Source organism: Nocardioides cynanchi (genome assembly GCF_008761635.1).
Classification (GTDB): domain Bacteria; phylum Actinomycetota; class Actinomycetes; order Propionibacteriales; family Nocardioidaceae; genus Nocardioides; species Nocardioides cynanchi.
Window position 1 is genome coordinate 3,901,186 of sequence record NZ_CP044344.1, and the last position, 26,315, is coordinate 3,927,500.

26 protein-coding genes are annotated in these 26,315 nt (G+C 72.3%); 21 read left to right on the forward strand and 5 right to left on the reverse strand.

Annotated features, from left to right (window positions below):
* The first annotated feature begins 63 nt into the window (after nucleotides 1-63).
* The 3 genes from E3N83_RS18890 (at nucleotide 64) to E3N83_RS18900 (ending at nucleotide 2,554) form a co-directional block, all read left to right on the forward strand.
* Complete coding sequence (locus E3N83_RS18890) at nucleotides 64-825, forward strand: phospholipase D-like domain-containing protein (protein ID WP_151084661.1); 762 nt, start codon at nucleotides 64-66, stop codon at nucleotides 823-825.
* 107 nt (nucleotides 826-932) lie between these two features.
* Nucleotides 933-1,355 carry a hypothetical protein gene (locus E3N83_RS18895; protein ID WP_151084662.1) on the forward strand — a complete coding sequence of 141 codons (423 nt, stop codon included), beginning with the start codon at nucleotides 933-935 and terminating at the stop codon, nucleotides 1,353-1,355.
* A gap of 74 nt (nucleotides 1,356-1,429) precedes the next feature.
* Complete coding sequence (locus tag E3N83_RS18900) at nucleotides 1,430-2,554, forward strand: LCP family protein (protein ID WP_191907872.1); 1,125 nt, start codon at nucleotides 1,430-1,432, stop codon at nucleotides 2,552-2,554.
* 3 nt (nucleotides 2,555-2,557) lie between these two features.
* Here the strand turns inward: E3N83_RS18900 and E3N83_RS18905 are convergent, their stop codons facing one another.
* Nucleotides 2,558-3,010, reverse strand: a complete 453-nt coding sequence (locus tag E3N83_RS18905) for a hypothetical protein (RefSeq protein WP_151084664.1) — start codon at nucleotides 3,008-3,010, stop codon at nucleotides 2,558-2,560.
* A gap of 46 nt (nucleotides 3,011-3,056) precedes the next feature.
* On the opposite strand from E3N83_RS18905, the gene E3N83_RS18910 reads away from it, so the two are divergent.
* The gene (locus E3N83_RS18910; RefSeq protein ID WP_151084665.1) at nucleotides 3,057-3,668 is read left to right on the forward strand and encodes a hypothetical protein; all 612 of its coding nucleotides are present in this window, start codon (nucleotides 3,057-3,059) and stop codon (nucleotides 3,666-3,668) included.
* A gap of 130 nt (nucleotides 3,669-3,798) precedes the next feature.
* On the forward strand, nucleotides 3,799-4,044 hold the full coding sequence (locus E3N83_RS18915) for a hypothetical protein (protein ID WP_151084666.1): 246 nt from the start codon (nucleotides 3,799-3,801) through the stop codon (nucleotides 4,042-4,044).
* A 41-nt stretch (nucleotides 4,045-4,085) separates the two neighbouring features.
* Here E3N83_RS18915 and E3N83_RS18920 read toward each other — a convergent pair whose 3' ends face one another.
* Entirely contained in the window at nucleotides 4,086-4,439 is a 354-nt protein-coding gene (locus E3N83_RS18920; RefSeq protein ID WP_238342979.1) for a YidH family protein, read from the reverse strand.
* Between the two features lie 42 nt (nucleotides 4,440-4,481).
* On the opposite strand from E3N83_RS18920, the gene E3N83_RS18925 reads away from it, so the two are divergent.
* The 5 genes from E3N83_RS18925 to E3N83_RS18945 all read left to right on the forward strand — a co-directional run bounded on the left by E3N83_RS18925 (nucleotide 4,482) and on the right by E3N83_RS18945 (nucleotide 10,693).
* Nucleotides 4,482-5,294, forward strand: a complete 813-nt coding sequence (locus E3N83_RS18925; RefSeq protein WP_151084668.1) for a thioesterase family protein — start codon at nucleotides 4,482-4,484, stop codon at nucleotides 5,292-5,294.
* A 142-nt stretch (nucleotides 5,295-5,436) separates the two neighbouring features.
* A complete protein-coding gene (locus tag E3N83_RS18930; protein ID WP_151084669.1) occupies nucleotides 5,437-7,635 on the forward strand; it encodes a hypothetical protein in 2,199 nt (732 codons plus the stop codon).
* Between the two features lie 8 nt (nucleotides 7,636-7,643).
* The gene (locus E3N83_RS18935) at nucleotides 7,644-8,024 is read left to right on the forward strand and encodes an NUDIX domain-containing protein (protein ID WP_238342980.1); all 381 of its coding nucleotides are present in this window, start codon (nucleotides 7,644-7,646) and stop codon (nucleotides 8,022-8,024) included.
* A gap of 19 nt (nucleotides 8,025-8,043) precedes the next feature.
* Complete coding sequence (gene mshB / locus E3N83_RS18940; protein WP_151084671.1) at nucleotides 8,044-8,955, forward strand: N-acetyl-1-D-myo-inositol-2-amino-2-deoxy-alpha-D-glucopyranoside deacetylase; 912 nt, start codon at nucleotides 8,044-8,046, stop codon at nucleotides 8,953-8,955.
* Nucleotides 8,956-9,007: 52 nt separating this feature from the next.
* Nucleotides 9,008-10,693: a VanW family protein gene (locus E3N83_RS18945; RefSeq protein ID WP_191907873.1), complete on the forward strand. Its 1,686-nt coding sequence runs from the start codon at nucleotides 9,008-9,010 to the stop codon at nucleotides 10,691-10,693.
* 22 nt (nucleotides 10,694-10,715) lie between these two features.
* On the opposite strand, the gene E3N83_RS18950 is transcribed toward E3N83_RS18945, so the two are convergent.
* Together E3N83_RS18950 and aspS are read right to left on the reverse strand one after the other, a co-directional pair.
* Entirely contained in the window at nucleotides 10,716-11,066 is a 351-nt protein-coding gene (locus E3N83_RS18950; protein WP_151084673.1) for a hypothetical protein, read from the reverse strand.
* 23 nt (nucleotides 11,067-11,089) lie between these two features.
* A complete protein-coding gene (gene aspS / locus E3N83_RS18955) occupies nucleotides 11,090-12,367 on the reverse strand; it encodes an aspartate--tRNA(Asn) ligase (RefSeq protein ID WP_151084674.1) in 1,278 nt (425 codons plus the stop codon).
* 252 nt (nucleotides 12,368-12,619) lie between these two features.
* Between aspS and E3N83_RS18960 the strand changes: the two genes are divergently transcribed.
* The 3 genes from E3N83_RS18960 (at nucleotide 12,620) to chrA (ending at nucleotide 15,339) form a co-directional block, all read left to right on the forward strand.
* A complete protein-coding gene (locus E3N83_RS18960) occupies nucleotides 12,620-13,582 on the forward strand; it encodes a DUF389 domain-containing protein (protein ID WP_151084675.1) in 963 nt (320 codons plus the stop codon).
* A 58-nt stretch (nucleotides 13,583-13,640) separates the two neighbouring features.
* On the forward strand, nucleotides 13,641-13,853 hold the full coding sequence (locus tag E3N83_RS18965; protein WP_151084676.1) for a hypothetical protein: 213 nt from the start codon (nucleotides 13,641-13,643) through the stop codon (nucleotides 13,851-13,853).
* A gap of 79 nt (nucleotides 13,854-13,932) precedes the next feature.
* The gene (chrA, locus tag E3N83_RS18970; protein ID WP_238342981.1) at nucleotides 13,933-15,339 is read left to right on the forward strand and encodes a chromate efflux transporter; all 1,407 of its coding nucleotides are present in this window, start codon (nucleotides 13,933-13,935) and stop codon (nucleotides 15,337-15,339) included.
* Nucleotides 15,340-15,381: 42 nt separating this feature from the next.
* On the opposite strand, the gene E3N83_RS18975 is transcribed toward chrA, so the two are convergent.
* A complete protein-coding gene (locus E3N83_RS18975) occupies nucleotides 15,382-16,290 on the reverse strand; it encodes a GNAT family N-acetyltransferase (protein ID WP_151084678.1) in 909 nt (302 codons plus the stop codon).
* Nucleotides 16,291-16,345: 55 nt separating this feature from the next.
* Here E3N83_RS18975 and fdxA point away from each other — a divergent pair, with 55 nt between their 5' ends.
* The 8 genes from fdxA (at nucleotide 16,346) to E3N83_RS19015 (ending at nucleotide 26,291) form a co-directional block, all read left to right on the forward strand.
* The gene (gene fdxA, locus E3N83_RS18980; protein ID WP_151084679.1) at nucleotides 16,346-16,672 is read left to right on the forward strand and encodes a ferredoxin; all 327 of its coding nucleotides are present in this window, start codon (nucleotides 16,346-16,348) and stop codon (nucleotides 16,670-16,672) included.
* A 14-nt stretch (nucleotides 16,673-16,686) separates the two neighbouring features.
* On the forward strand, nucleotides 16,687-17,817 hold the full coding sequence (gene dapC, locus E3N83_RS18985) for a succinyldiaminopimelate transaminase (protein ID WP_151085481.1): 1,131 nt from the start codon (nucleotides 16,687-16,689) through the stop codon (nucleotides 17,815-17,817).
* Between the two features lie 505 nt (nucleotides 17,818-18,322).
* Nucleotides 18,323-18,625 (forward strand): hypothetical protein, encoded by a 303-nt coding sequence (locus tag E3N83_RS18990; protein WP_151084680.1) that lies wholly within the window; start codon nucleotides 18,323-18,325, stop codon nucleotides 18,623-18,625.
* Nucleotides 18,622-19,794, forward strand: a complete 1,173-nt coding sequence (locus E3N83_RS18995; RefSeq protein ID WP_238342982.1) for a PstC family ABC transporter permease — start codon at nucleotides 18,622-18,624, stop codon at nucleotides 19,792-19,794. Before E3N83_RS18990 ends, E3N83_RS18995 begins: the two co-directional genes overlap by 4 nt.
* Nucleotides 19,791-21,014 carry a phosphate ABC transporter permease PstA gene (gene pstA / locus E3N83_RS19000; protein ID WP_151084681.1) on the forward strand — a complete coding sequence of 408 codons (1,224 nt, stop codon included), beginning with the start codon at nucleotides 19,791-19,793 and terminating at the stop codon, nucleotides 21,012-21,014. Before E3N83_RS18995 ends, pstA begins: the two co-directional genes overlap by 4 nt.
* Nucleotides 21,011-22,714, forward strand: a complete 1,704-nt coding sequence (locus tag E3N83_RS19005; RefSeq protein WP_238342983.1) for a substrate-binding domain-containing protein — start codon at nucleotides 21,011-21,013, stop codon at nucleotides 22,712-22,714. The genes pstA and E3N83_RS19005 overlap by 4 nt, the downstream gene beginning before the upstream one ends.
* Nucleotides 22,711-25,347: a hypothetical protein gene (locus tag E3N83_RS19010; RefSeq protein WP_151084682.1), complete on the forward strand. Its 2,637-nt coding sequence runs from the start codon at nucleotides 22,711-22,713 to the stop codon at nucleotides 25,345-25,347. Before E3N83_RS19005 ends, E3N83_RS19010 begins: the two co-directional genes overlap by 4 nt.
* Complete coding sequence (locus E3N83_RS19015) at nucleotides 25,344-26,291, forward strand: class E sortase (protein WP_151084683.1); 948 nt, start codon at nucleotides 25,344-25,346, stop codon at nucleotides 26,289-26,291. Before E3N83_RS19010 ends, E3N83_RS19015 begins: the two co-directional genes overlap by 4 nt.
* Nucleotides 26,292-26,315 lie beyond the last annotated feature (24 nt).

The window sequence follows — 26,315 nt, forward strand, 5'->3', positions numbered from 1 at the left end:
ATCATGCACAACAAGTTCCTGGTCATCCAGCGCGCCAACGACCCTGTCGTGGTACAGACGTCGATGAACCAGCACGGCAACCAGGACTCAAGGATCCAGAGCGCGTTCGAGGTCCACAACAGTCCGACGTTGACGAGCCAGTACGTCGAGTACTTCAACGATCTGAAGTCCAACGCCTGGACGGGCGTCACGCTGCAACCGAAGCACATCCAGCCGTGGGCGTCCCCGACGGCGCCGACGGTCGACATCACCAGCTTCACGCCCAAGGGCACGGGGTCCGGGTCGTCGGACGACCTCGCCGACATCGTCAACAGTGTCGACTGCTCGAACGTCGACCATCGCACGCTGTACGTCGCCAACCCCTCGTTCAGCGGTCGGGACGCGCTGCGGCAGGCTCTGGTCAACGCGCTGAACGACGGGTGCACCGTCAAGGTGGCGGTGGCGACCTGCTCGGACGAGAAGTACGTCGAAACGGCTCCGGTATCAGGAGCCGGTCATCTCTTCCATCCCGATGTGGTTCGGTCGGTCGTCCCGGTGGCCAGTGGCCTCTCGGAGACGTTCGCCTCGCACGACAAGCTGATCCTCGTCGACGCTCGCCTGCGCAACGCGTCCGGCACCTATTCCCTGCGTCATGCCGTCTTCAGCAGTACGCAGGACTTCAGCGACGGCTTCTACACGAGCGGCGGAAACGCCACTCTCGGCTACGACGACGCTCATTCGACAGACGCCAGCAGCGTATGGAGCTTCTACATGCAGCACTGGAGCCAGATCATGGCCCGGGCAACTCCTCAGAGCGCGAGCCCGGTAGACAACGACTGTCCGTGACGCGGCAGACATCGCCTGCCGACACGTCGTACAAACCCGGGGACTCCATTGCCTCATCCCGAGGGTTGGCATGATCTCGATGTGTCCCACCACGACTTGAGCAGCCGATGAACGCCTCCGACGCGAGCACGACGGCGTTCGTGGTGGCGACGGCTGCTCATGCCGGGTTCCAGCTGACCGTCACCGCCTTGGTCTACCCGACGCTGGTGCGGGTCGGGCCGGAGCGGTGGACGGAGGCGCACGCCCGGCACAGCCGGGGGATCGTCCCGCTCGTGGTCGTGCTGTACGCCGCCCTGGTGCTCACCTCGGCGTTCTTCGTCGTCCACCACCGCGACGCCGCCGCCTGGCTCGGTCTGGTCGGGGCCTGGGGCGCGATGCTGGTCACCGCGGTGGCGGCTGCGCCGACGCACGGCCGGCTGGCGACGCCCGAGCCGCGCCTGCTGAGACGACTGCTGGTCGTCGACCGCTGGCGCGCCGGCTTCGCCTGCCTGGCGCTGCTCGGAGCCGTGCTCACCGCAGCGCAGGGGTAGGTCGGCGGGCCGCTCGACCGGGCAGCCCGATGTCGACGCGGCCGTCCGTGGCGGCGTCTGGAACACTGCGGGCGATGAGCCAGCCCTCGCCAGCACCGCGACCGCGACGTGGAGTACGCCTGGCCACGGTGGTGGTGGTGACGGAGCTCGTCGTGGCACTGGTGACGGCCACCGTCGTGTACGCCGGCTGGCGGCGTCTGGACGCCAACATCCGGGCGGGCGACACGATCGACCACGTGACCCAGAAGCAGGTGCCGGAGCAGGACCGGCAGGTCCCCGACGAGCCCCTGAACATCCTGGTGCTCGGCACCGACAGCCGGGCCGGCGCCGGCGATGCGATCGACGGCGAGAAGGGGTGCAACTGCTCCGACACCACGATCCTGGTGCACCTGGCGGCCGACCGACGGTCGGCGTACGCGGTGTCCATCCCTCGTGACGCCCTGGTGAAGCCGGTCGACTGCACGCGTGGCCGCGAGTACGCCGGCACCGGGCTGGTCGAGTGGAACTCCGCGTACTCCGCCGGCGGCGCGGCGTGCACGGCCGAGCAGCTGGAGCAGGACTTCCACATCTACGTCGACGACTACGTCGTGCTCGACTTCAACGGCTTCCAGAACATGGTGTCGGCCATCGGTGGGGTCGACGTGTGCATCCCGTTCGAGCTCTCGGACCCGAAGTACGCGAAGGTCACCTTCCAGCCGGGCCCGTCGGTCCACCTCGACGGCGCCCGCGCCCTGGCCTACGTCCGCCTGCGCTACGTCCTGTCCGGCAGCGACATCGGGAGGATCCGTCGCCAACAGGTGTTCATCAGCTCGATGGTCGACAAGCTGGTCTCGGCCGAGACCCTGACCCGCCCCGACCGGCTGTTCCGCTTCGCCGACGCCCTGACCCGGTCCATCAGCACCAACCCCGAGATCGCTCACGTCAGGTCCCTGACGAACCTCGCCGAGCAGTTCCGCAACATCGACGTCCGCCACATCCGGTTCGTCACGCTGCCCAACCGGATCTACGACGTGCCGAGCACCGACGTGCGATGGGGGCGGGTCCAGGTGCTGCCCGCGGCCTATCGCCTGATGCGGATCGTCGACCAGGACGAGCCGCTCGGCGTCTTCACCCGTGGCTCGGTGAACCCGGGCCACGACTCGAAGCCGCCCGGCGCCCGCGCCCGGGCAGCCGCCGCCGCTGCCGGCGTGTGCGCCTAGGAGCTACTCCGGCGACCCGCTCGAGCCCGGCGGGACGCCCTCGTGCCCGGGCCGCCCGTGCGTGCGGTGGTCCTCCTTCATCCCGGCCTCGCGGAGGTGCCGGCGACCGCCGGTGAGGTCGTCCCGGGCCGCGGCCTCGAGCTCGCGGAACAGCGTCCAGTACCCGTCGTCGTACTCCTCGACGATCTGGAAGGTCCAGCGACCCTCGAGCACGTTGCGTCCGAACAGCTCGTCCTCGAGCCGGTCGGCCCAGGCGGTGTGGCCGGCGTCGCGCAGCAGGTGCATCGCCTCCTCCACGCGCCGGTCGCTCTCGCCGGCGAGCTGGTGGAAGGCGTAGAGGTGGCCGCGCGCCCGCTCGGTGGTCTCCAGGGCCTTCGTCAGCTTGCCCACGGCGTCGACGGTGGCGCCGTCGACGCCGTCGGGGACACGGTGCTCGGGTGCGGGTGAGTTCGTCATGCCCAGCCCGTACCCACCGGGCGCCGCTTCTGCCACAGTGAATCTCGTGGACGGGCTCCTCGGCGCCATCATCGGCCTGGCTGTGGCCGCGGTGCTGGCGATCATCAACGCGATGCTCAGCGACCGGCAGAAGGTCGCTGAAGGTGTCCGCGACCAGCGGATCCGCACCTACCCGGCGGCCTGGGAGCGCACCGGGGTCGTCTCCCGGTGGCCGCACACCGACGCCGACCGCGGCCACGCCCTGCGCCTGCACCGCGATCTCCGCACCTGGTACTACTCCGGCGGCGGCCTGTTCCTCTCCGAGGACGCGCGCGAGCGCTACGAGCACTTCCAGGTGGTGCTCGAGGCGATCGTCGCCCAGGACCCCGCCCACCCGATCGAGGAGTACGACGACCTGGTCGAGGCCGCCCACTGGTTCCGCCTCGGGCTGGCCGAGGACCTGCGGATCCGGCACCAGGGGATGATCGCCGCCTGGCGGGCGAAGCGGATGCGCCGGGCCGAGGCTGCCGAAGCGGTCGCCCGCGAGCAGCGCGTGGGCGCCCGGGTCTACGCGTCCCACGGCGCCACCCGGCGCCCGACGCCGGAGGCCGCCGGACGGGTGGCGCTGACCGACGACGACGAGCGCCTGCACCTCCCGCCGCCGCCGGCCGACGCCTGAGCCGGTCCTCGGCGGCGTCGTACGTCGCGGAGCAGGTCGTGAGAGAGATCACGGCGGTCGGGATTGGATCGTTCCAATGATCTGGTTCACACTGGAGGTGACCACCAGAGACACACCGAAGGGAACCGAGATGTCCCGCCTGATCGACGAGCTGAACACCCTGCACGACGGCTTCGTGGAAGCCATCAACATCGCCGTCGCCGACGACGACTTCGACCGGGCCGACCGGCTCGCTGCCGAGTACGACGACGAGGCCATCCGGCTGATCGCCGAGCGCGAGGGCAAGACCCACCTGCTCCCGATCCACCGCCCGGCCCACGCCGACTCCGGCCCGCGCAGCCTGGTCCGCCGGCTGAGCCTGCACCGCGCCGCCTGACCCGATCGTCGAACGGCGTCCGGGGCCAGCCTCGGAGCCGTTCAGATCAGGACGACGACCAGCAGCACCGCGACCACGAGCAGCGCGGCCGCCATCGTCAGGCCCAGCCCGAACGACGGCAGCGGCTGGTGGGTGCGCATCGCCTTCTCGACCCGCGCCCACCGCACGAACGCCCCCACTCCGACCAGGCCCCCGAGACCGATCAGCCCGACCGCGAGCGTGGTCCGCAGACCGTGCGGGCCGGACGTGGTCAGGGCATGCAGCGCCACGCCGCCGGCCAGCATCGCCAGCGAGGTGCGCACCCAGGCCAGGAAGGTGCGCTCGTTGGCGAGGCTGAAGCGCGGATCGGGTTCGTCGCCCGCGTCGTACACCCAGCGAGGCTGCCGTGAGGTCACGGCCCTCATCGTGCCGCAGCCGGGACTGATTACGCTCGCGACATGACCGCCGAGTTCGACCGCGATGTGGCGGTCACCGCGACCGGCGAGGGCACCTACGCAGCGGACCTCAGCCCCGGCTGGGTCGTCGGCGGCGGGGTGAACGGCGGCTACCTCCTGGCCGTGCTGGGCCGGGCGCTGGGCGGCTCGACCGTGCATCCGGATCCCCTGACGGTCAGCGCGTACTACCTCTCCGCGTCCCGCCCGGGTCCGGCGACGGTCACCACCCGGCTCCTCCGCGAGAGCGGCAGCACCGCCACGATGGCAGCCGACCTCGTCCAGGAGGGTGGCCACCGGATCGCCGCGCTCGCGACGTACGGCGATCTCGGCTCCCTGCCCGACGACGTGGGGACGACGGCCACCGAGCCCGAGCTGCCACCTCTCGAGGAGTGCTGGGGGATGGGGCTCGCACCACCGGACTTCCGGGCGAGTGCGCCGCCGCTGCTGAGCCGCTTCGACCTGAGGTTCGACCCCGCCACGGCCGGGTGGGCGGTCGGGCAGCCCAGCGGGCGCGGCCTGATCCAGGGCTGGTTCCGCCTCAACGACGACCGGGAGCCCGACCCGGTGTCCCTGCTGCTGGCCGTCGACGCGATGCCGCCGGTCACCTTCGACCTCGGCCGGATGGGGTGGGCGCCGACCCTGGAGCTGACCGTTCACGTCCGGGCCAGGCCGGCCCCCGGCTGGCTGAAGCTGCGGCACGAGACCCGCAACCTGGCCGGCGGGATGTTCGAGGAGGACTGCGAGGTCTGGGACTCCGCCGGACGGCTGGTGGCGCAGAGCCGGCAGCTCGCCCGTCAGCCGCGTCCCCCACGCTGATCCGCTCCGGGCGGCCGGCCTCGCGCGGGAGGACCCGGATCGGGATACCCTCGGGCGGGTTCCCGCACCGCCGGGAGCAAGGGGGCATGGGGTGTCGAGACGGGGTCCGCTCGTCGTTGTCGGCGCGCTCGCGTGCGCGCTGATGTCGTTGCTGCCCGCCGCTCGGACGATCGCCGCGGGAGAAGCCACGGCCGCGCCGTCCCGCTCGACCGTGACCATCCCGGCGTACGCCGACCGGCGACGACTGCGAGCCACGCTGCCCGGGGGTGGGGTCGTGACCTACCGCCTGCCCCGGCCGGCTGCGGACGGCATCCGCCTCATGGGCGACTGGGACGGCGACGGCGCGCAGACGCCGGGCCTGTTCACCGACGGTCGCTGGAAGCTCTGGAACCGCGTGGTGCGCACCGGGAGCCCGGCCGTCCGGTCCACCTTCGGCCAGGCCGGGGACCTGCCGCTCACCGGAGACTGGAACGGCGACGGTGTCACCGACATCGGCCTGGTCCGCGGCAGCGAGTGGATCCTCGCCCTCGGCCCGTTGCCCACCGACGACTCGCAGCCGGTGATCTGGCAGGACGTGACCTTCGGCAGCCCTGGCGCCCACCCGGTGACCGGTGACTGGGACGGCGACGGAGCGGACGGCATCGGGACGTTCTCCGACGGCACCTGGCTGCTCGTGAACTCGCCCACCGACCCCACCGGTGCCGTCACCGTCTCGTACGGCGCCGCCGGTGACGCCCCGGTGACCGGCGACTGGGACGGTGACGGGACCGACGGCATCGGGGTCGCCCGGGGCAGCACGTGGTTCCTCAGCAACTCCGCCCTGGCCCCGCGGACGTCCACCCGCGAGGACCGGATCCGCGCCGGCACCGACCTGGCGACGACCTGGCAGGTGCCGGTCGCCGGGCCGGACCCGACCTGCCCGACCGCGCGGTCGGGAACCGTGGGCAACCCCGCCTGGGTGGTGCCGAGCCCCGTCCTGGACCGCGCCTTCACGCCACCGAGGGGCACCCTGCGCCAGGTCCGCGGCTCGCTCCAGCAGTCCGAGCGGTACCTCCTCGGTGCGCAGTACGACGCCAAGTGGCGCTCGACCAGCACGCGTCCCTACCTGACGCTCATCGGCGGGGTCCGCGAGGACGAGCTCAACATCCGGCTGCCGGCGATGTCCGCCCTGACCGTGGCGATCGGGCTGCGGACCGGCGGCGCGGACCCGGCCCACATCGACGCCACCAGCACCACCGCCACCCGGTACGTCGACCAGCTGGTCCGCTCGATCGCGTGCCAGCACCGCTCGGTCAGTCCCGGCGGCTGGGGCGACGGCTGGGAGACCGCTCACTGGGCGATGCTCACCGGCGCCGCGGCGTGGTTGCTGTGGGATCGGCTCACCCCCGCGACCCGTGCCGACGTGGCCTCGATGGTGGCCTCCGAGGCCGACTTCTGGGTGGCCCGGGGAGTGTCCTACTGGGGCCTGCCGGACGGCACGATCCTCACCCCGGGTGACACCAAGGCCGAGTCCTCCGCCTGGAACGCGGCCTTCCTCTCCTTCGCCGGCTCGATGATGCCGTCGGCACCGCATGCCGCGCTGTGGCGGGCGAAGGCGGCCGAGCTCGCGGTGGCGGCGTACTCCGTGCCGGCGGACGACACCTCCTCGACCGTCGTCAACGGGGTCGCCCTCGCCGACCGGCTCGAGGGGTTCAACGCCTACGCCGACGGCACCGTGGAGAACCACGGCCGGATCCATCCGGACTACGCCAGCTGCGTCCAGCTGCTCTGGCTGGCCGCCGACTTCGCCCGGCTCGCCCGGCAGCGGGTGCCGGCAGCGATGTTCCACAATGGTGGGCTGGTGTACTCCGCGTTCAGCACCGTCGACTACCAGGCGGGCGCGACCAGTCCGGCGGGCGGGACCTTCGCGCCGCCCGGTGGCAGCGTCTACGTCCGGGGGAAGCAGACGATCTACTACCCGCAGGGCGACGACTGGGGCCGGGCGCGCCGGGCGCACTTCGTCAGCCTGGACGCGCACGCCCTGGTCTACTCGACCTACCTCGGCGCCCACGGCTGGCCGGCCGCCGCCGCCCTGACCCAGCACGAGAAGGCGCAGCGCCACCTGTGGCGCACCAGCGGCACCGACGACGGTCGCACCTACTCCGTCGACCCGGCGGTGGCCAGCCGACAGGACACCTACCCCGGGCGCGAGGAGTACGCCGCGCAGAACCTCGCCACCGCCTGGCTCGCCCTGTACGTCGCGCACCTCGGGATTCCGGCGCTCGACTCGGGCATCCTCGCGGTCCCGGACTCCACGGCGCCCGCTGTGCGTCCGCCGGCGTCGGCGGTCGCCGGTCCGTGAGGCTGGTCGTGGGCGCCGCGGTCGTGCGGGACGGCCGCCTGCTCGCGGCACGTCGTACGACGCCGGCCGCGGCCGCCGGGCGGTGGGAGCTCCCGGGCGGCAAGGTCGAGCCCGGGGAGTCGCCCGCCGCCGCCCTGGTCCGCGAGATCGCCGAGGAGCTGGGCTGTGCGGTCGCCGTCGAGCGCTGGCTCGACGGCGAGCAGCCGATCGGCACCACGCATCTGCTCCGCGCGGCGCTGTGCCGGCTGACCCGGGGCGAGCCGGTGCCCGGACCCGACCACGGCGAGGTGCGCTGGCTGGCCTCCGGGCAGCTCGACGAGGTCGACTGGCTGGAGCCCGACCGACCGTTCCTGCCCGAGCTCGAGGGCCTGCTCCGCGACGGTCGGTGACGTCTCCTAGGCTCGCGCCATGAGCGACGCGCCCGCCCAACGACTGCTGCTGGTCCACGCCCACCCCGACGACGAGACGATCGGGCAGGGCGCGACGATGGCGAAGTACGCCGCCGACGGTCGCGGCGTCACCCTGGTCACCTGCACCGCCGGCGAGATGGGCGAGATCCTGGTCCCCGGCCTCGAGCACCTCGCCGCCGACCGCGACGACGCGCTGGGCGAGCACCGCCGGGGGGAGCTCGACGAGGCGATGCGCATCCTCGGGGTCACCGACCACCGCTTCCTCGGCGGCTTCGGCCACTACCGCGACTCGGGCATGAAGTGGCATCCCCAGGGCTACGCGATCCCGGCGGACGACACCCACGACAACGCCTTCTGGAACGCCGACCTCACCGCGGCGGCCGACCTCCTGGTGGAGGTGGTCCGCGAGGTGCGGCCACAGGTGCTGGTCACCTACGACCAGTTCGGCAACTACGGCCACCCCGACCACATCCAGGCTCATCGCGTGGCGATGTACGCCGCCCTGCTGGCTGCGGTGCCGTCGTACCGTCTCGACCTCGGCGAGCCCTGGGAGATCTCCAAGATCTACTGGAGCGCGATGCCCGAGACCCGGATGCGCGAGCGGCTCCGTGCCCTGCGCGCGGCGGGCAACACCGAGGCGTTCGGCGGGCTCGACCCCGAGGGGCCGCTGCCGATGACCACGCCCGACCACCTGCTCTCGGCGGCCGTCGACGCCGCTGACCACGTCGAGCAGAAGATGGACGCGATGCGCGCCCACCGCACCCAGATCGCGGTGGACGGCCCGTTCTTCGCGCTCTCCAACAACCTCCAGGACCGGGTGTGGGGCAAGGAGTTCTTCCGGATCGCCAAGGGCGAGCGGGGCGACCTCGGCCCCGACGGCCTGGAGTCCGACCTCTTCGCCGGCCTCTGACGCACGGCGCGTACGCCGCGACGCAGACCCCCGGCGCCCTACCATGCTGGGCGTGGCGCGCTCGACCCGGCGAGACGACCGGCCGGTCCGCGAGAGCGAGGGCGGCCGGGTCGTCCTCCTCCTGATCCTGGGCCTGGCCATGTTGGCCGGCGGGCTCTACGTCGTCGCCTACCTCGGCGCGAGCGACAAGGTCCCGGTGGGCACCCGGATCGGTGGAGTCGACGTCGGTGGCCACAGTCCCGGCACCGCCGTCGACGTGCTGCGGGAGGGCCTGCACGGCCGCGCGCGCACGCCGTTCACGGTCACGATCGGGGGTCGGACCCAGCAGGTGCGGCCCCGTGAGGCCGGCCTGTCGGTGGACTACGTGGCCTCGGTGCGGCAGGCGACCGGAGGGCGCGGCTGGTCGCCGTCGCGGCTGTGGACCTATTACACCTCGGGTGGGGAGTTCGACCCGGTGGTGAACCTCGACCAGCAGACGCTCCAGGAGCTGCTCACGCGCCTCGACGAGACCGACGGCCGGCCGCCGGCGGACGCCCGGGTGCGGTTCGGCAAGGACGGCTTCTCGGTGGTCGCCCCGCGGGCCGGCCTGAGCATCGACCCGAAGGCCGCGGCCGGGGCGTTCTGGAACGCCTTCCTCACCGAGCGGCCCGAGGTGGCCCTGCCGATGACCCCGACGACGCCGGCGATCGACAGCAACGCCCTGCACCAGTTCGTACGGCGCTTCGCCAACCCGGCCGTGTCCGGACCCGTGCAGCTCCGGTTCGGCACCACGACGCTGAGGCTCCAGCCCTCGTCGTACTGCCGGTTCCTCGGCTCGGTGACCGAGGGTCACCACCTCCGGCCGACGGTCCACGCCGGCAGCCTGGCCCGGACCGTGCACGCCCGGCTGCGGCAGAGCGGGCCGGTCGACACCCCGGTCGACGCGACCGTGACCCTGGTGAACGGTCGCCCGCACGTCGTACCCGGCCGGCCGGGTGTCACCTTCACGCCGCCGGCCGTGGGGCACGCCCTGCTGCGCGCGATCGCCTCGCCGCAGCGGGTCGCCCGGGTGGCGGCGAGCGTGGCGCCCGCGAAGTTCACCGCGGCCGATGCCCGTCGGCTGGGGATCCGGCACCAGATCTCGACGTTCTCGGTCCACCTGCGACGCGGGCACCCGTCGGCCGACCTCGCGGCTGCGGCGGCGCGGCTCGACCAGACGGTGCTGCGCCCGGGGCGGTCGTTCTCGCTGCGCGCGCGGCTCGGCGGGGGCGTGCCCGGGGATGCCGCCGGCACCTCACTGGCCACCGGGCTGTTCAACGCGGCGTGGCTCGGTGGCCTGCAGATCGGGTCCCACGCCAACCTGCTGTCCTACACCGGCGACTACCCGGTCGGGCGCGACGCCTCGGTGGCGGACGGGCAGGACGTCGCGTTCACCGACGACACGTCGTACGGCGTGCTGGTCTCGGTGGCGGTGGCATCACCCAGCGCGCGGCACGGGGGCTCCCTGACGGTGTCGCTGTGGTCAACCCCGACTTGGGACGTGGTCTCCAGCCATGCGGCGCCGACCGCCGTGGTGCCCGCGGGCCGGATCGTCCGGCACGGGAGCGGCTGCCGGGCGCGAGCCGGCCGCGACGGCTTCGACACCGACGTCACCCGCACCTTCGCCCGACCGGGCAGCAGCACCGTGGACCACCGCGGGTCCTACGCGGTGCACTACGTGCCCGTCGCCGCCGTGGTGTGCAAGGGCCGGCACGGTTGACCGGTCCCAGCCCGTGGCCGGCTCAGGCCGAGGTGCTGTCGATCAGCTGGATCAGCTCGTGCGCGGCGAGCTCGACCTCCTTGTGCCGCCACTCGGTCGCCCGGTAGCGGCACGCGATCAGCGCGGTCCGGTGCACGCGCCGGAAGTCGCCGTACACGAAGGCGCACCGCGCCTTGGTGCCGTCGGCGGCTCCCTCGGTGAGCCCCAGGTGCCAGGCTGCGTAGTCGGTCCAGTCGTGACGCCCGAGAAAGGCGTTCTGCTCCTCGGCACCAGGCTGGACGTCGCCCCAGTTGCTGTCGAGGACGTACTGCCTGGCCTCGATCAGCTCACGACAACGACGGACGGCGGCCTGGTTCACGGTGTAGGTGGCCATGCCCCATCCTGCGTCGTGGTCGGTTACGGCGCCAGCCGGTGCAGGTCGCGGGGGAACAACGTGACCTCCCGGATGTTGGTCGCCTCGACCAGGCGGCCCACCCAGCGCTCCAGCCCGATCGCGAAGCCGCCGTGCGGCGGGATGCCGCGGCGGAAGGCCTCGACGTACGACGCGTAGGGCTCGTAGGGGTAGCCGCGCTGCTCCAGCGCGGCGACGTAGTCGGAGTACCGGTGCAGCCGCTGCGCGCCGCTGACCAGCTCGATACCGCGGAAGATCAGGTCGAAGGCGCGCGACCAGTGCGGGTCAGCCGGGTCGGGATGGCTGTAGAACGCCCGGTTGGCCGTGGGGTAGCCCTCGACGACCACGAAGTCCGAGCCGTGCTCGGCCAGGGCCCACTCGCCGAGCGCGCGCTCGTGGGCGGGGTTCAGGTCGGGCTCGTCGGCCGGGGCACCGGCGATCGCGAGCGCCTCCCGGAAGTGCAGGACCGGGAGCTCGTCGGGCACGTCGGGCAGCCGAAGGTCCAGCCGCTCCACGGCCGGGGCGGCGTGCCGGCGGATGCCGTCGACCATCCCGGCGACCGTGTCGCGCAGGCAGGCGATCACCTCGCGGTGGTCCTCGATGAAGCCGAGCTCCACGTCGAGCGAGACGTACTCCGCGAGGTGGCGCACCGTGTCGTGCGGCTCGGCGCGGAAGACCGGGCCGACCTCGTAGACCCGCTCGAAGACGCCGACCAGCTGCTGCTTGTAGAACTGCGGGCTCTGCGCGAGATAGGCGGGCCGCCCGAAGTAGTCGACGGTGAAGACGTTGGCGCCGCTCTCGGTCGCGGTCTCCACGAGCTTGGGGGAGTGGACCTCGGTGAAGCCGTCGGCGTCGAGGGTGTCGCGGAAGCCGCGCAGGCTGGCGGCGGCGAGCTCCCAGGTGGCCTTGCGCGCCGGATGCCGCCACGTCGTGGCGGCGTGGTCGAGCAGCGTGGGGAGCCCGGTGTTCAGGGTCGGGCGCCACAGCTCCACCGCCGGGGTGTCGGCCGGCTCCCCAAGCAGGGTGATCTCGGGCTCGGTGAGCTCGATCCCGCCCGGCGCCTGCGGGTTGGCGGTCGCCGTACCCACGACCGAGATCGTGGTCTCCTCCGACGGCACGTCGGCGCCTCCGGGTCGGACCACGACCTGCGCGAGGCCGGTGCGGTCACGGACCACGAGGAAGGTGACGGCCGAGAGCTCCCGGCGACGGTGGACCCAGCCCTGGAGCAGGACCCGGGAGCCCGGGGTCGCCTCGGGCAGTGCGTGGGCGAGTGTGCGTTTCATCAGACCTCCAGCCGGAACAGGCCCTGGAGGTGTGGGCGGGGGCAAGGTCGCGGTGCCACCACACCTTCGCCGGGTCGGACCCCGGCCTCAGTCCCCGACCGTGAGGTCGAGGGCGCTGTACGTCGCTCGCACGGGCTCGCGCTGCGCTCCCGGATCGGAGGGGGTGTGTCAGGCCCCGCGCGTGCCGAGGAAATCGTACGGAAGCGGCTCGGCCAACGCCAACTCGATCCCGGCGCTGCCTAGATTGAGGTCGTGCTGATCCACCTGCGCCTGACGCTGCCGTCGGACCTGACCGACCCGGTGGTCGAGCTGGTCCGGCGTCACGAGTGGAGCACCAACGTCACCGTCCAGCGTGGTGTCTGCGTCGAGCCCGAGGGGGACCTGGTCGAGGCCGACGTGGCCCGGGAGCGAGTCAACGAGGTGCTCGAGGAGCTCCACCGGATCGGTGCGTGCGAGCGAGGGGGTGTCGTTCTCACGACTCCCACGGGTACGCCGTTCGCGGCGGCCGAGCGGCTGGAGCGGGCGGCGCCGGGTGACCCGGACGATGCCGTGATCTGGGAGTCGGTGCTGGCCGAGGCCCAGGCGGGGGCGCGGCCCACGCTGTCGGCGACGGCCTTCCTGATCCTGGCCGTCATCCTGGCTGCGATCGCGGTGATCCTGGACTCCTCGATCCTCGTGGTCGGGGCCATGGTCGTCGGCCCGGAGTTCAGCATGATCGGCGCTGCCAGCGTGGGGCTGGTCTTCGGGCGCTGGGCGCTGGTGGTGCGGAGCCTGCGGCTGCTCGTGCTCGGCTTCGCGGTGGCGGTCGTCGTCGTCGCGGCCCTCTCGCTGGTCGGCCGCGCCACCGGCGCGATCACGGTCGACATGGTGACCGCGCCCCGGCCCCAGACCGACTTCATCTGGCACCCGGACATGTGGTCGTTCATCGTCGCGCTGGTCGCAGGCGCCGCAGGCGCGTTGGCCCTGGCCATCCACAAGACCTCGACCATGGTCGGCGTCTTCATCTCGGTGACCACGATCCCCGCTGCCGGGAACCTCGCGCTCGGCCTGGCCTTCTGGCAGGGCGGCGAGATCGTCGGCTCGTCGGAGCAGCTCCTGATCAACATCGTGGGCATGGTCGCCGCCGGGGCGCTGGTGCTGGCCTTCCAGCGGGTGTTCTGGACCCGGCTCACCGCGCTGGCGGACCGGTTCGTCGACCGGCGGCAGCGCGACTGAACCCGTGGGGGATTGGTCTCGTGCCAACTGGGTAAGTAAAGAGGTGGGGAGGGATGACATGACCAGGCACCAGGCCTTGGCGCTGTTGATCACGCGTCGCATTCCCGACGACGTCGCCGCCATCGAGGCCACCCTGCGCGCGATCGCCGCACGCGTCGACGCCGCGAGCGGGCCGGATGAGTACGCCACCGTCCACCACCGGCTCGACGAGCTGCTCACCGCCCGTGAGCTGGCCAACGCCGGGGCGCGCCGCCGGGGCGTCCTCGTCTGACGGCACCGGCCGCGCGCACCGTCGTAACTCACCCACGCCGGCGCTTGCACTCCCGTCACGGGTGTGGAAGGAAGTGCCCGTGACCAGCCCCCCGGAGCAGACCGACCACCCGAGCGGCGGTGGCTCACCGAGGACCGGGGTGGTCCCGCTCGGTGAGGCGACCCGAGCGTGGTTCGCGATCTCCTTGCAGACCTTCGGCGGCCCGGCCGGGCAGATCGCGGTCATGCAGCGCGCGCTCGTGGACGAGAAGCGGTGGATCGGCCAGAAGCGGTTCCTCCACGCGCTGTCCTTCTGCACGCTGCTGCCCGGGCCGGAGGCCCAGCAGCTCGCGATCTACGTCGGCTGGCTGCTCAACGGGGTGGCCGGTGGCCTGATCGCCGGAGTGCTGTTCGTGCTCCCGGGCGTGGTGGCGCTGCTCGGGCTGTCTGCGCTGTACGTGAGCGCGGGGGACACCACCATCGTCACCGCCGTGCTCGCCGCGATCGCGCCGGCCGTGCTGCTGATCGTCGCCCAGGCCGTCGTCCGCGTGGGTGGTCGAGCCCTGGGGCATCCCGCCCTCGTCGCGCTCGCCGTGGCCGCGTTCGTCGCCCTGGCGGCCTTCGCGACGCCGTTCCCGGTGGTCGTCGGCACGGCCGCCGTCGTCGGCTGGGCTCTGGGTCGTTGGGCACCCGCAACCATGCACCGGGAGGCGCCCGAAGCTGCCGCGCCCGACGGCTCGGCGCCGTTGATCCCGGACGACGCGCTGCACACCGAGCGTCCCAGCCGGGCCCACGCGCTCACGGTGGTCGGTGTAGGCCTCATCGCCTGGGCCGTCCCGGTGGGAGTCGTGGTCGCGGTGACAGGGCGCCACAGCATCTTCGCCGACCAGGCGCTCTTCTTCACCGGGGCCGCGCTGGTCACCTTCGGGGGCGCCTACGCGGTCCTGGCGTACGTCGCGCAGCAGGCCGTGCAGGTCTACGGCTGGCTCGCCCCCGGCCAGATGATCACCGGACTGGCCCTGGCCGAGACGACCCCGGGGCCGCTGATCATGGTCGTCCAGTTCGTGGCGTTCGTCGGCGCCTACCAGCACCCCGGGAGCCTCGACCCGTGGGTGGCTGCCGTCCTCGCGGCCCTGCTCACGACGTGGGTCACCTTCGTGCCCTGCTTCGTGTTCGTCTTCGTCGGCGCCCCCTACGTCGAGCGCCTCCGCGGCAACCGGGCGCTGTCGGCCGCGCTGACCGGCATCATGGCCGCCGTCGTGGGCGTGATCGCCAACCTGGCGATCTACTTCGCTGTGCACACGCTGTTCCGCGAGGTCAGCACCGTGTCCTGGGGGCCGGTCAGCCTCCAGGTGCCCAGCGTGGGCACGCTCAAGCCGCTCGCCGTCGCCGTCGCGGCGCTGGCCGCGGTGCTGCTCTTCCGAGCCAGGTGGTCGGTGCTGCGCACCCTCGGGGCGTGCGCCCTGCTCGGCCTCGTGGCCGGGCTCGTCGAGCTGGTCACGAGCTGACCGCCGGAGCGTCTCGACCAGCGGGGGCTCGTCTCCCGACGGTCAGGGCGCCAGGTAGCGACAGGTGTGGTGCACGCGGAACCCCAGGCCGCCGTACAGCGCCAGCGCTGCCTGGTTGTCGGTCTCGACGTGCAGCCAGACCGTGGTGGCGCCCCGCTCGGCGCCCCACTCGAGCAGCTCGGCGACCAGGGCACCGGCATGGCCCTGGCGCCGGTGCCCGGGCTCGACGACCAGGCTGTACAGGCCGAGCCAGTCCCCGTCCAGCGCGGCCCGGCCCGACCCGACCTCGACGCCCGCCACGCGTCGTACGACGTGAGCTCGTGGGCCGTCCTCGACCAGCTCGACGTCTCCGTCCCCCCGGGCGGACCGGATCGCCATCGCCAGCGACGAGACCAGGAAGTGCGCATCGCCCCCGGGCACCGGCCGCCACCCGAGGTCCGCCAGATCGTGCTCGGTCGGGGAGCCCAGCTCGACCTGCACCAGGGAGTCGCGGCCGCGAGCGGTGTAGAAGGCACGCACCTGCTCGGCGGCCTCGGCGAGCGGCAACCCCGGCTCCCCGATCGCCAGGCAGGAGTTGGCCCGCTTGAGCAGCCGTCCCACCGGAGCCGGGTCGGAACGCAGCTCCCACTCGCCCAGGGCCGACCGCTCGACGTGGGGCCACATCGGGAGCGAGTGACCCTCGGCGTCACGGGCCGGAACTCGTTGCCGCACCGACGCGCGAGGCGGCACCGGCTTGCCGCTGACGATGTCGGCCCAGGCAATCGTGACCTCCGGGCCGCTCTCGGGCCGCACCACGCAGGAGCCGTCCGCCCACGCCGTGCACAGGCCCAGGACGTCGGTCATCGCCGGGCCACCCGAGGGACCGGTCTGTCCGGGCAGCCGCCGGCGTACGACGACCCGCTGGCCCACGACATGGGGGCCCAGGCCGTGGGCGGTTCCGGGCGCTGGCACGAGGGGATACTAGGCTGGCGCAGCAACCGACCGCTCGTCTCGTCAGGAGGACCAGGTGACCTACGTCATCGCCCAGCCGTGTGTCGATCTGAAGGACCGCGCCTGTGTCGACGAGTGTCCCGTCGACTGCATCTACGAGGGCAAGCGGATGCTCTACATCCACCCCGACGAGTGCGTCGACTGCGGTGCCTGTGAGCCCGTGTGCCCGGTCGAGGCCATCTTCTACGAGGACGACACCCCGGAGGAGTGGAAGGGCTACTACGACGCCAACGTCCACTTCTTCGACGACCTCGGCTCGCCCGGCGGCGCCGCCAAGCTCGGCGAGATCGACCACGACCACGCCCTGGTCGCGGCGCTCCCGCCGCAAGAGCACGACGAGTGACCGACGCTCCGTCGATGGTCGCGCGGAGTCGAGACCATTCCCGGAGACCCGTGTCGCAGCGCCTGCCCGACTTCCCCTGGGACCAGCTGACGTCGTCCGCCGCGCGGGCGCGCGCACACCCTGACGGCATCGTCGACCTGTCGGTCGGCACCCCGGTCGACCCCACGCCCGACGTCGTACGACGTGCCCTGGAGGGTGCCTCCGACTCCCCGGGCTACCCGCAGACGATCGGTCTGACCGCGACCCGGCAGGCGGCCGTCGACTGGCTCGGCCGCCGCCACGGCGTCACCGGGCTCGACGTCGACGGCGTGCTCCCGGTGATCGGCACCAAGGAGCTGATCGCCACCCTGCCGACCCACCTCGGACTGGGTGAGGGCGACCTCGTCGTGTTCCCCGAGCTGGCCTACCCGACCTACGCCGTCGGCGCCGCCCTGGCCGGCGCCCGGGCCCTGGCCACCGACGCACTGACCACCCTCGGACCCGAGCGCGTCTCCCTGCTCTGGCTGAACTCGCCGTCCAACCCGACCGGCCGGGTGCTACCGGTGGCCCACCTGCGGAAGGTCGTGGACTGGTGCCGCGAGCGCGGCACGCTGCTGGTCAGCGACGAGTGCTACCTCGAGTGCGCGTGGGAGGCCGCGCCGGTCTCGGTGCTGCACCCCGACGTGTGCGGCGGGTCCCACGAGGGGATCCTGGCCGTCCACTCGCTCTCCAAGCGATCCAACCTGGCCGGCTACCGCTGCGGCTTCGTGGCCGGAGACCCGACGGTCGTCGCCGAGCTGCTCGCCGTGCGCAAGAACCTCGGGCTGATGCAGCCCGGTCCGCAGCAGGTGGCGATGGCCGCTGCGCTCTCCGACGACGACCACGCCGTCGAGCAGCACGCCCGCTACGCGTCACGTCGTACGACGTTGCGCAGCGCGCTGGAGGGCTCAGGCTTCCGGATCGACCACTCCGAGGCCTCGCTGTACCTCTGGGCGACCCGTGACCAGGACTGCTGGGAGACCGTCGCCGACCTGGCCGAGCTCGGCATCCTCGTCGCCCCGGGTTCGTTCTACGGCCCGGCCGGCGGCCGTCACGTCCGGGTCGCCCTCACCGCCACCGACGAGCGGGTCGCTGCCGCTGCCGCCCGGCTGACGGCGGATGCCTGAGACCGGAGTCGCGTGCGGGTGGCCCGCGGCCTCGTCGCAGGCGCGGCAGCGCAGGTGGTGGCCGAGATGCTCGAAGAGCAGGGCGTCGAAGCGGAACAGCCCACGCACCGGCTTGCCGCACAGGGTGCGCTCCGTGCCGCTCTCGACGGCGTGGCCCCACTTCTCCGGCACCCGCTGGGCGCCCCGCGAGATGTGGCTGCCGGCGCGGTAGGCAGCGGGCAGGACCAGTCGTGAGATGCGGTCGGACGCGACCATCCAGTCACCCACGGACGGTCACCACCCCTGCCAACCACGACCGCCGGACATGCGGGTGAGCGTGGCAGCCGGACATGAACATCAGGCGTACTCACGGTGGAGAACAGACGTGATCTGCCGGCCCTCCCGTGGCCCTGCATGACTAGGAACCCCAGCAGGGCTTGGGGATTCGCTCAACAACGTCGGGTTGTTCGCATCTCGTTCATCTGAGTCGACCATCCCGTTGGGGTAGGCCTTCCACGCTCCTCTCGTGCGGCCCACGGTGGGGCCGGCCGGCAACGAGAGCCATGCCTTCGTGATCAGCACTCCTGCGCAGACCTCCTCGGACCGGAGACGACTGCCGCGACGGATCTCGTCCAGGACCGTGGTCGTCGGGACGTTGGTCACGCACCTGCTGCGCGTGATCGGACTCCTCCTCCTGGTGAGCCTCGTCCTCCTCCGCTTCAGCGCCGAGCTCCCCCGGGCCGGGCGCACGTCACTCCGGCTGGGCCCCGAGTCCACCGTCTCCGGGCCCAGCCGGTCCCTCCGCCGCCTCCGCGGGGTGCTCTCATGACGGTCCTCCCGGCACCGACCCGGCCGGCGGACGGTCCGACGACGCCGCGCAAGGTGTCCCGGAAGGCGACCGGCGGCGACGCGGTCTTCGTCGGTGGCTTCCGCGCGATCGGCACCTCCGTCCTCGTCATCACCGGAGGCATCGGCGTCTTCCTGGCGCTGCAGTCGGTGCCCACGCTGCGCCACTACGGGCTGGGCTTCTTCAGCGTCCACCAGGGCTGGAACTTCGACACCGACCAGGTCAGCGTCGCCTCCCTGCTGGTCGGCACCATCGAGGTCGCCCTGATCGCGATCTCGATCGCCTTCCCGCTCGCGCTGGCGACCGCCCTGTACATCAGCGAGTACGCGCCGCCCCGGATCCAGGCGACGCTGGTCGCCGGCGTCGACCTCATGGCCGCGGTCCCGTCGATCGTCTACGGGCTCTGGGGTCGCGACCTGATCCAGCCGCACGCCGGGACGGTGGCGATGTTCGTCGACCGCCACGTCGGGCCGTTGGCCGTGCACGGCGACGCGCTGACGGGGTTGCTGGTGCTGATGTCCACCAGTGCGGCGATCTGGCTCGTGCTGCGCTGGGCGGCCCAGGTCAAGGCCCGCTGGGCCCAGGTCCCGTTGTACGTCGCCCTGGCCGCCGCCGTGGCCCTGGTCCCGGTCTGCCTGACCGTGAACGCCGACCCGAACGCCGCGAACATCGCCGCGGAGCAGTCGTCGTTCCAGAAGAGCGCCTTCATCGCCGGCATCGCGGTGGCGATGATGGTGCTCCCGATGGCCTGCGCGATCATGCGCCAGGTCTTCAGCCAGACCCCTCCGGGCGAGAAGGAGGCCGCGCTGGCGCTCGGCTCCACCAAGTGGGGCATGATCCGCGCCGTCGTCCTGCCATTCGGCAAGGGCGGGATCATCGGCGGCACCATGCTCGGCCTGGGCCGGGCGCTGGGCGAGACGATCGCGGTCCTGCTGATCATCAACCAGGTCTTCGAGATCAAGCCCAACGTCCTCGAGACCGGCACCGCGACGGTGTCCTCGACGATCGCGGCCCAGTTCGGTGAGGCCACCGGCATCCAGCTCAAGGCCCTGCTCACCGCGGGCTTCGTGCTGTTCATGATCACGCTGGTCGTCAACACGCTGGCCGCGATCGTGGTCAACCGCAGCCGCTCCGGGACCGAGACCTCATGACGGCGCTGCTCGAGGTGACCGAGACCCCCGCTCCGCCGCGGACCGTCCTGCCGGAACGTCCCCACGACGACGAGGCGGCGGTCCCGCGCACCTCGCTGGGCGCGCTGCCCCTGGAGAACCGGTTCCTGACGTGGGGCGCCCGCCTCGCCGCGCTCGGCCTGTCCTGGGTGATCGTGGAGCGGCTGCTCCCGGTCAGCGGCCTGGGCTGGTTCGTGGTCGTCGCCGCTCTGTGCAACGTGACCCTCCTCGCCGCCGGCACGTTCGTCTTCGACAACCCGGTCGCGGTCGCCGACCGGGTCGTGCAGTGGGTCGTCACCACCGGCGCCGTGATCGTCTTCGGCACTCTGGCGTCGGTCCTGGTCTTCGTCTTCAAGCGCGGCTGGCCGGCCCTGCACCACTGGAACTTCTTCACCCAGACCATGCACACGACACTGCCGGACGCGCCGTACAACCAGGGCGGCGTGCTGCACTCCATCGTCGGGACGCTGATCGAGCTGGGCATCGCGATCGCGATCACCCTGCCGCTGGGGATCGGGACGGCGGTCTACGTGAACGAGGTGGGTGGCCGGCTGGCCCGGGTGATCCGCACCGTCGTCGAGGCGATGACCGCGCTGCCGTCTATCGTGGCCGGCCTCTTCATCTACTCGCTGTGGATCATCATCCTGCACGAGCCGCGCTCGGGCTTCGCCGGAGCGCTCGCCATCGGCGTGATGATGCTGCCGATCATCGCCCGTGCCTCCGAGGTCGTGCTGCGCGTCGTGCCCGGCAGCCTGCGGGAGGCCTCGTTGGCGCTGGGCGCCAGCCGGTGGCGGACCACCTGGCACGTCGTCCTGCCGACCGCACGGCCCGGTCTCGCGACCGCGCTGATCCTGGCCGTGGCCCGGGGCATCGGCGAGACCTCGCCGGTGCTGATCGCCTCCGGCTACGCGACGTTCATGGTCACCCAGCCGCTGCACGGCGTGATGAGCTCCCTGCCGCTCTCGGTCTACAACAGCGTGATCGCGCCCGAGCCGCAGGCGGTGGTGCGCGGTTACGCCACTGCGGCGGTGCTGCTGATGCTGGTCCTGATCCTCTTCGTGATCGCCCGGCTCCTGGCCCGCCCGCCCTCCACCAAGCCGTCCGTGTGGCGGCGCCTCCGTGCGTCGTTCGACGGCGTGCCACGTCGCGCCCGGTCGGCGACCTCGACCGCCCCCCTCACCGAGACCGAGGTATCCCCGTGAAGACCCGCCTGCTCCGTCCCGCCGTCCTCCGCTCCGTCGCCGTGGCCCTGGGCCTGGGCCTGGTGACCCTGTTCGTCGCCGCACCCGCCGGCGCCGGGACCGAGTACGCCGAGATCGAGGGCTCGGGCTCGACCTGGGCCTACGGGATCATCGCCCCCTGGATCGCGCAGGTGCAGTCCGCCTACGGCATGCAGATCACCTTCAACCAGTCCGGCTCCTCGCAGGGCCGCAAGGACTTCGCGAACGGGGTCACCGACTTCGGCGACTCCGACATCCCCTACCAGGGCGTCGACCCGACGACCGGGCAGACCGATGCCAGCAGCCGCCCGTACGCCTACGCCCCCGTGGTCGCCGGCGGTACGGCGTTCACCTACCACCTCACGGTGGGCGGCCACCTCGTCGACAACATCCGGCTGTCGGGGGAGACGATCACCAAGATCTTCACCAACAAGATCACGAACTGGGCCGACCCGCAGATCACCAAGGAGAACGGCGGCCACGCCTTCCCGTCGGAGACGATCAAGCCGGTCGTCCGCTCGGACGGCTCCGGCGCCACTGCCCAGTTCACGCTCTGGATGGACAAGCAGTACCCGGCCCTGTGGCGGCCGTTCAACGGTGGCAAGGCCGGCCTCACCTCGATCTTCCCGCGTCAGGGCAGCCAGATCGCGGTGGCCCAGGACGCCGGCGTGATGAACACGATCAAGGGCTCCGGCGGTGAGGGGGAGATCGGCTACACGGAGTACTCCTACCCGCTCCAGGCCCACTACCCGGTGGTGTACGTCGAGAACCGGGCCGGCTACTACGTGCAGCCCACGCAGTACAACGTGGCGGTCGCCCTGACCCAGGCCCGGATCATTGGCTGCACCAACAACGGCTCGTGCAGTCCGAACGGCGTCCCCGCCAACAGCTACCTGACGCAGAACCTCGACGGCGTCTACACCTACAAGGACGCGCGGACCTACCCGCTCTCGTCGTACTCCTACATGATCATCCCGGCCGCCAAGGCCGACCCCCGGATGACGGTGTCGAAGCGACAGACGCTGGCCGACTTCCTCAGCTACTCGCTGTGCACCGGGCAGAGCCTGGCCGGCCCGTACGGCTACTCCCCGCTGCCGCTGAACCTCGTGAAAGCGGCCTTCGGCCAGGTCGAGAAGCTCGGACCCCAGGCGGAGGGCGGCGCCGTCGCCGGCGTGAACATCAAGAACCCGTCGGCCAACCTGGCGGGCTGCAACAACCCGACCTTCGTCAAGGGCAACCTGGCGGCCAACCACCTGGCCCAGGTCGCCCCGATGCCGCTGGCCTGCCAGAAGGCGACCAGCCAGCCGTGTGGCGACTCGACCGTGCCGCCGGGGACGAACGGCGGCTCCACGCCGAGCGGCGGCACCTCGCCGACCTCGGCGCCCACGGGGAGCACCCCCACCGGCACCACCGGCCCGGCGACTGCGGCGGGCGGCACCGCGCCGGACGGCGGAGCAGCGCCGGACGGGGGCACGGCCCCGGTCACCAACGCCGACGGCACGGTGACGACGGCGGAGGGCGCGACCGGCGCCACCACCACCCCGACCGCCACCGTGCTGGCCGCCCAGCGGCAGTCCGACACCGCGATCTGGGGCTGGACCGCCGTCCTCGAGCTCCTCGCGATCGTGCTGCTGCCCGGTCTCTACGTCGCCTGGACCCGTCGCCAGCGGGGTGTGCGATGAACCGGCGGGCCAGGCTCGTCTGCAGCGCCGTCGCGCCGGCCCTCGCAGCCGCGCTGCTGACGCTCGTCCCCGGATCGTCGGCCCTGGCGGCGGGCTGCACCACGTCGTACGGCGGCTCCGGGCAGGGCGACACCTGGTCGGCCACCGAGGAGCTCCAGCGCTCCTTCTTCGACGCGAACGGTGCGACCAGCACCAGCAACTGCTTCCGGGTCTCGGTGGACAAGCACACCTACCTGCAGGACCACGAGCGGATCACCGTGAGCTGGTCCGGAGCGCACGTGACCGGCGGCAGGTCGCTCAACCCGTACGGCGAGACCGGCCTGCCGCAGGAGTACCCCGTCGTGCTGATGGAGTGCCGCGGGGTCGACCCCAAGAGCTACGCCGGAGGACAGGTCCCCTCGGGGGCCGAGGCCGTCTCGCCGCAGACCTGCTGGACCAACACCTACTTCCAGCGCACCAACTCCGCCGACGCCGGTCAGGGGATCTGGGAGCACGACGCGTCCAACGGTGACAGCGCCGAGCACATCCAGGGCATCGACCCGGCGGCCATCCCGGCGAACTGCAACGTCAACGCCAACTTCGACTACGACATCACCCCGTTCCGGGCGGCCGGCGGCAAGCTCTTCGCGGGCTGCTCGTCCCAGGCGATGCCGCCCGAGGCCACGGTCAACTCGGTGAGCATCCCCAACGAGGTCTACGCGTTCACCAACGCCGACGGCACCGGTACCTTCCCCTTCGAGGTCCGTACCGCCCTGGAGAACCGCTCGCTCGGCTGCTCGTCGACCGTGCCGTGCACCCTCGAGGTCGTCCCGATCGACGGCATCAACTGCGACGACCCCGACGTCGCTGCGCCGTGCAACCAGACCGGTGAGCTGCCGCCGGGCCAGGTCAACACCGGGCAGGCGCCCCAGGACGCCGTGGCGCCCGCCTTCTGGGCCTCGGCGTCGAACTGGGAGCGCCGGGTCCCGGTGCCCCTCGGGTTCTCCCCGCCGCCGAGCGTGTGCACGGTCGCGGCCGCGGGCAAGCCGGTGCCGTTCTACGGCTCCGAGCTGCTCGACCAGGCGGCCCCGCAGTGGCTGCCGGCGTACTGCCTGAACAAGAGCCGCTTCAACTGGCAGGACAACATCTACCCCGACCAGGCGGCGTTCGACCTGATGCAGAGCGGTCAGGCCGCAGCGGCGGAGGTCTCGTCGCGTGGCCAGAACGACACCGGCGTCGGGTACGCGCCCACCGCGGCCACCGGCTGGGCGATCGCCTTCGACATCGACAAGCCCGGCAACGCCGGACAGCAGACCTCGATCAAGCTGAACGCGCTGCTGCTGGCCAAGCTCCTCACCGAGTCCTACCCGGGCTCGACGACCGTCGCCGCGAGCCATCCCGGCTTCCAGGACAACCCGCTGTCGCTCAACCTCGACCCGGACTTCTCCCGGCTCAACCCCGGGCTGGACCTCACCCACTGGTCGGAGGCCGCCGCCACCCTCCTGTCGACGTCGACCAGCTCGTCGGTGATGACCGAGCTGACGTCCTACATCGCCTCCGACCCCAAAGCGATGGCCTTCCTCTCCGGCAAGCCCGAGCAGGACGGTCCCTACACGATGCGGGTCAACCCCGCCTACAAGGGGATCGACCTGCCGGTGGACTCGTGGCCGCAGCTCGACACCTGGCAGTTCCTGGCGGCGCCCAACTCCTGCCTCAAGGCGCAGGGCCACAGCATGCCGCCCTACATGCCGCTGGTCGCCAACCCGACGACCAGCATGCAGCTGGTCGCGCAGGCGCTGCTCTTCAACTGGCCCAACGTGGGGACCGGCTGCACCGGCACCGGCACCACCCAGGACCCCTACCAGCTGGGCCGGGTGGCGCCGCAGGGCGTCGGCAACCGGTTCATGCTCGGCCTGGTGACGCTGGGTGACGCCCAGCGGTACGGCCTGACCACGGCCCGGCTGCAGGCTGCGCCGGGACACTACGTCGCGGCCGACGACGCCGGCATCACGGCCGCCCTGGCGCTGGCCGAGCCCACCGGCAAGCTGCACCCCTTCGACCTGAGCCAGTCGAGGATCCGGACGTCGACGAAGGCCTATCCGGGCGCGATGGTCGTCTACACGGCTGCCAAGACCTACGGCCTTCCGGCGCAGACGGCCGCTCACGTCGCGCAGTTCATCCGGGTCTCCTCCACCGAGGGCCAGCGGCCGGGACGCGGCAACGGGCATCTGGCTGCGGGCTACGTGCCGATCACGAACGCCGGGGTGACCAAGGGCTTCTTCCAGCAGGCCCAGCTGGTCGCCGCGGCGGTCGCGGCGCAGAAGGCGCCGCCCACGCCGCCGGCCCCGCCGTCGACCGGACCCTCGGGGACGCCGAGCACGCCCTCGACGCCAGGCGGCGGGCCGCCGCCTCCGCCCGCCGGTGCGCCCGGACCCGCACCGCTGCCCGGCACGGCACCGTCGACGGCTCCCGCGCCCGGGCCGAGCACGCCGCCCGGCACCTCGACAGTGGCGGACGCCGCGATCGTCACCACCGCTGCGGTCAGCCCGAGTGCCGGCGGTGGCGCGATGGTCGGCCTCGTGGTGGTGCTGGGCCTCGCCGCCCTCGGCGCCGTCGGTGGGCGGATCGCCCTGGCCCGCAAGGGTCTGCGGTGAGCACCCCCACCCTGGTGCCGGCCCCGGCAGGGACCGCGCGACCCGCGCCGCCCTCGTCGCGACCGCCCCGTCAGATCCGCGCCGGCGAGCCCGCCGAGACTCTCTACCTGGTCTCCTCGGCCTGCACGGTCCTGGTGATCGTCTCGCTCTGGATGCTGCTGCAGATGCTGGTGCTCAGCGGCCTCGGGGAGTCCCGGGCCCAGCACCTGCTCTACAACCAGTACCGCACCCAGCTGGCGACGGAGACCGCGCCGACCGGTGCCCTGGACTTCGACGGCAAGCCGGTCGCCGAGGGCAGCCCGGTGGCCCTGATGTCGATCCCCGACCTCGGCCTCCACGACCTGGTCGTGGTCGACGGGACCGCGTCCGGTGACCTGCTCGTCGGCCCCGGACACGTCCGCTCGACACCCCTGCCCGGCAACGCCGGGACGTCGGTGGTGATGGGACGCCGGACGACGTACGGCGCGCCGTTCGCGAAGATCGCGGACCTGCAGCCCGGGGCACCGATCGACGTGGTCGGCGCCCAGGGGCCGGTGACCTACACCGTCACCGACGTACGCCGGGCCGGTGACCCGATCCCGCCGCTGCCCACCGGCAAGGCGCCGGCCCGGCTGGTGCTGGTGACCGCCGACAGCAGCGGGACGCTCTCGCTGCTGCACCCGCACCGCGTGGTCTACGTCGACGCCGACGTGAAGAAGGCCCACCCCTCCGGGCCGGTCTTCCCCGCGGTCGGCAACGCCGAGCTGCCCATGCAGCACGACACCAGCGGTCTGCCGCTGCTGGTGCTCCTGCTGGCCTTGGTGGCGGCCCTCGTCGTCGCGGTGAGCGCGGCCCGGCGACACCTTCGAGACGCGTTGGTCTGGCTGGTGGCAGCGCCGGTCGCGATCGCGCTCGCCTGGGCGGTGACCGACCAGGTCATGCGCCTCCTACCGAACTTGATGTAACCCGCATCGAGAGAGTGAAACCAC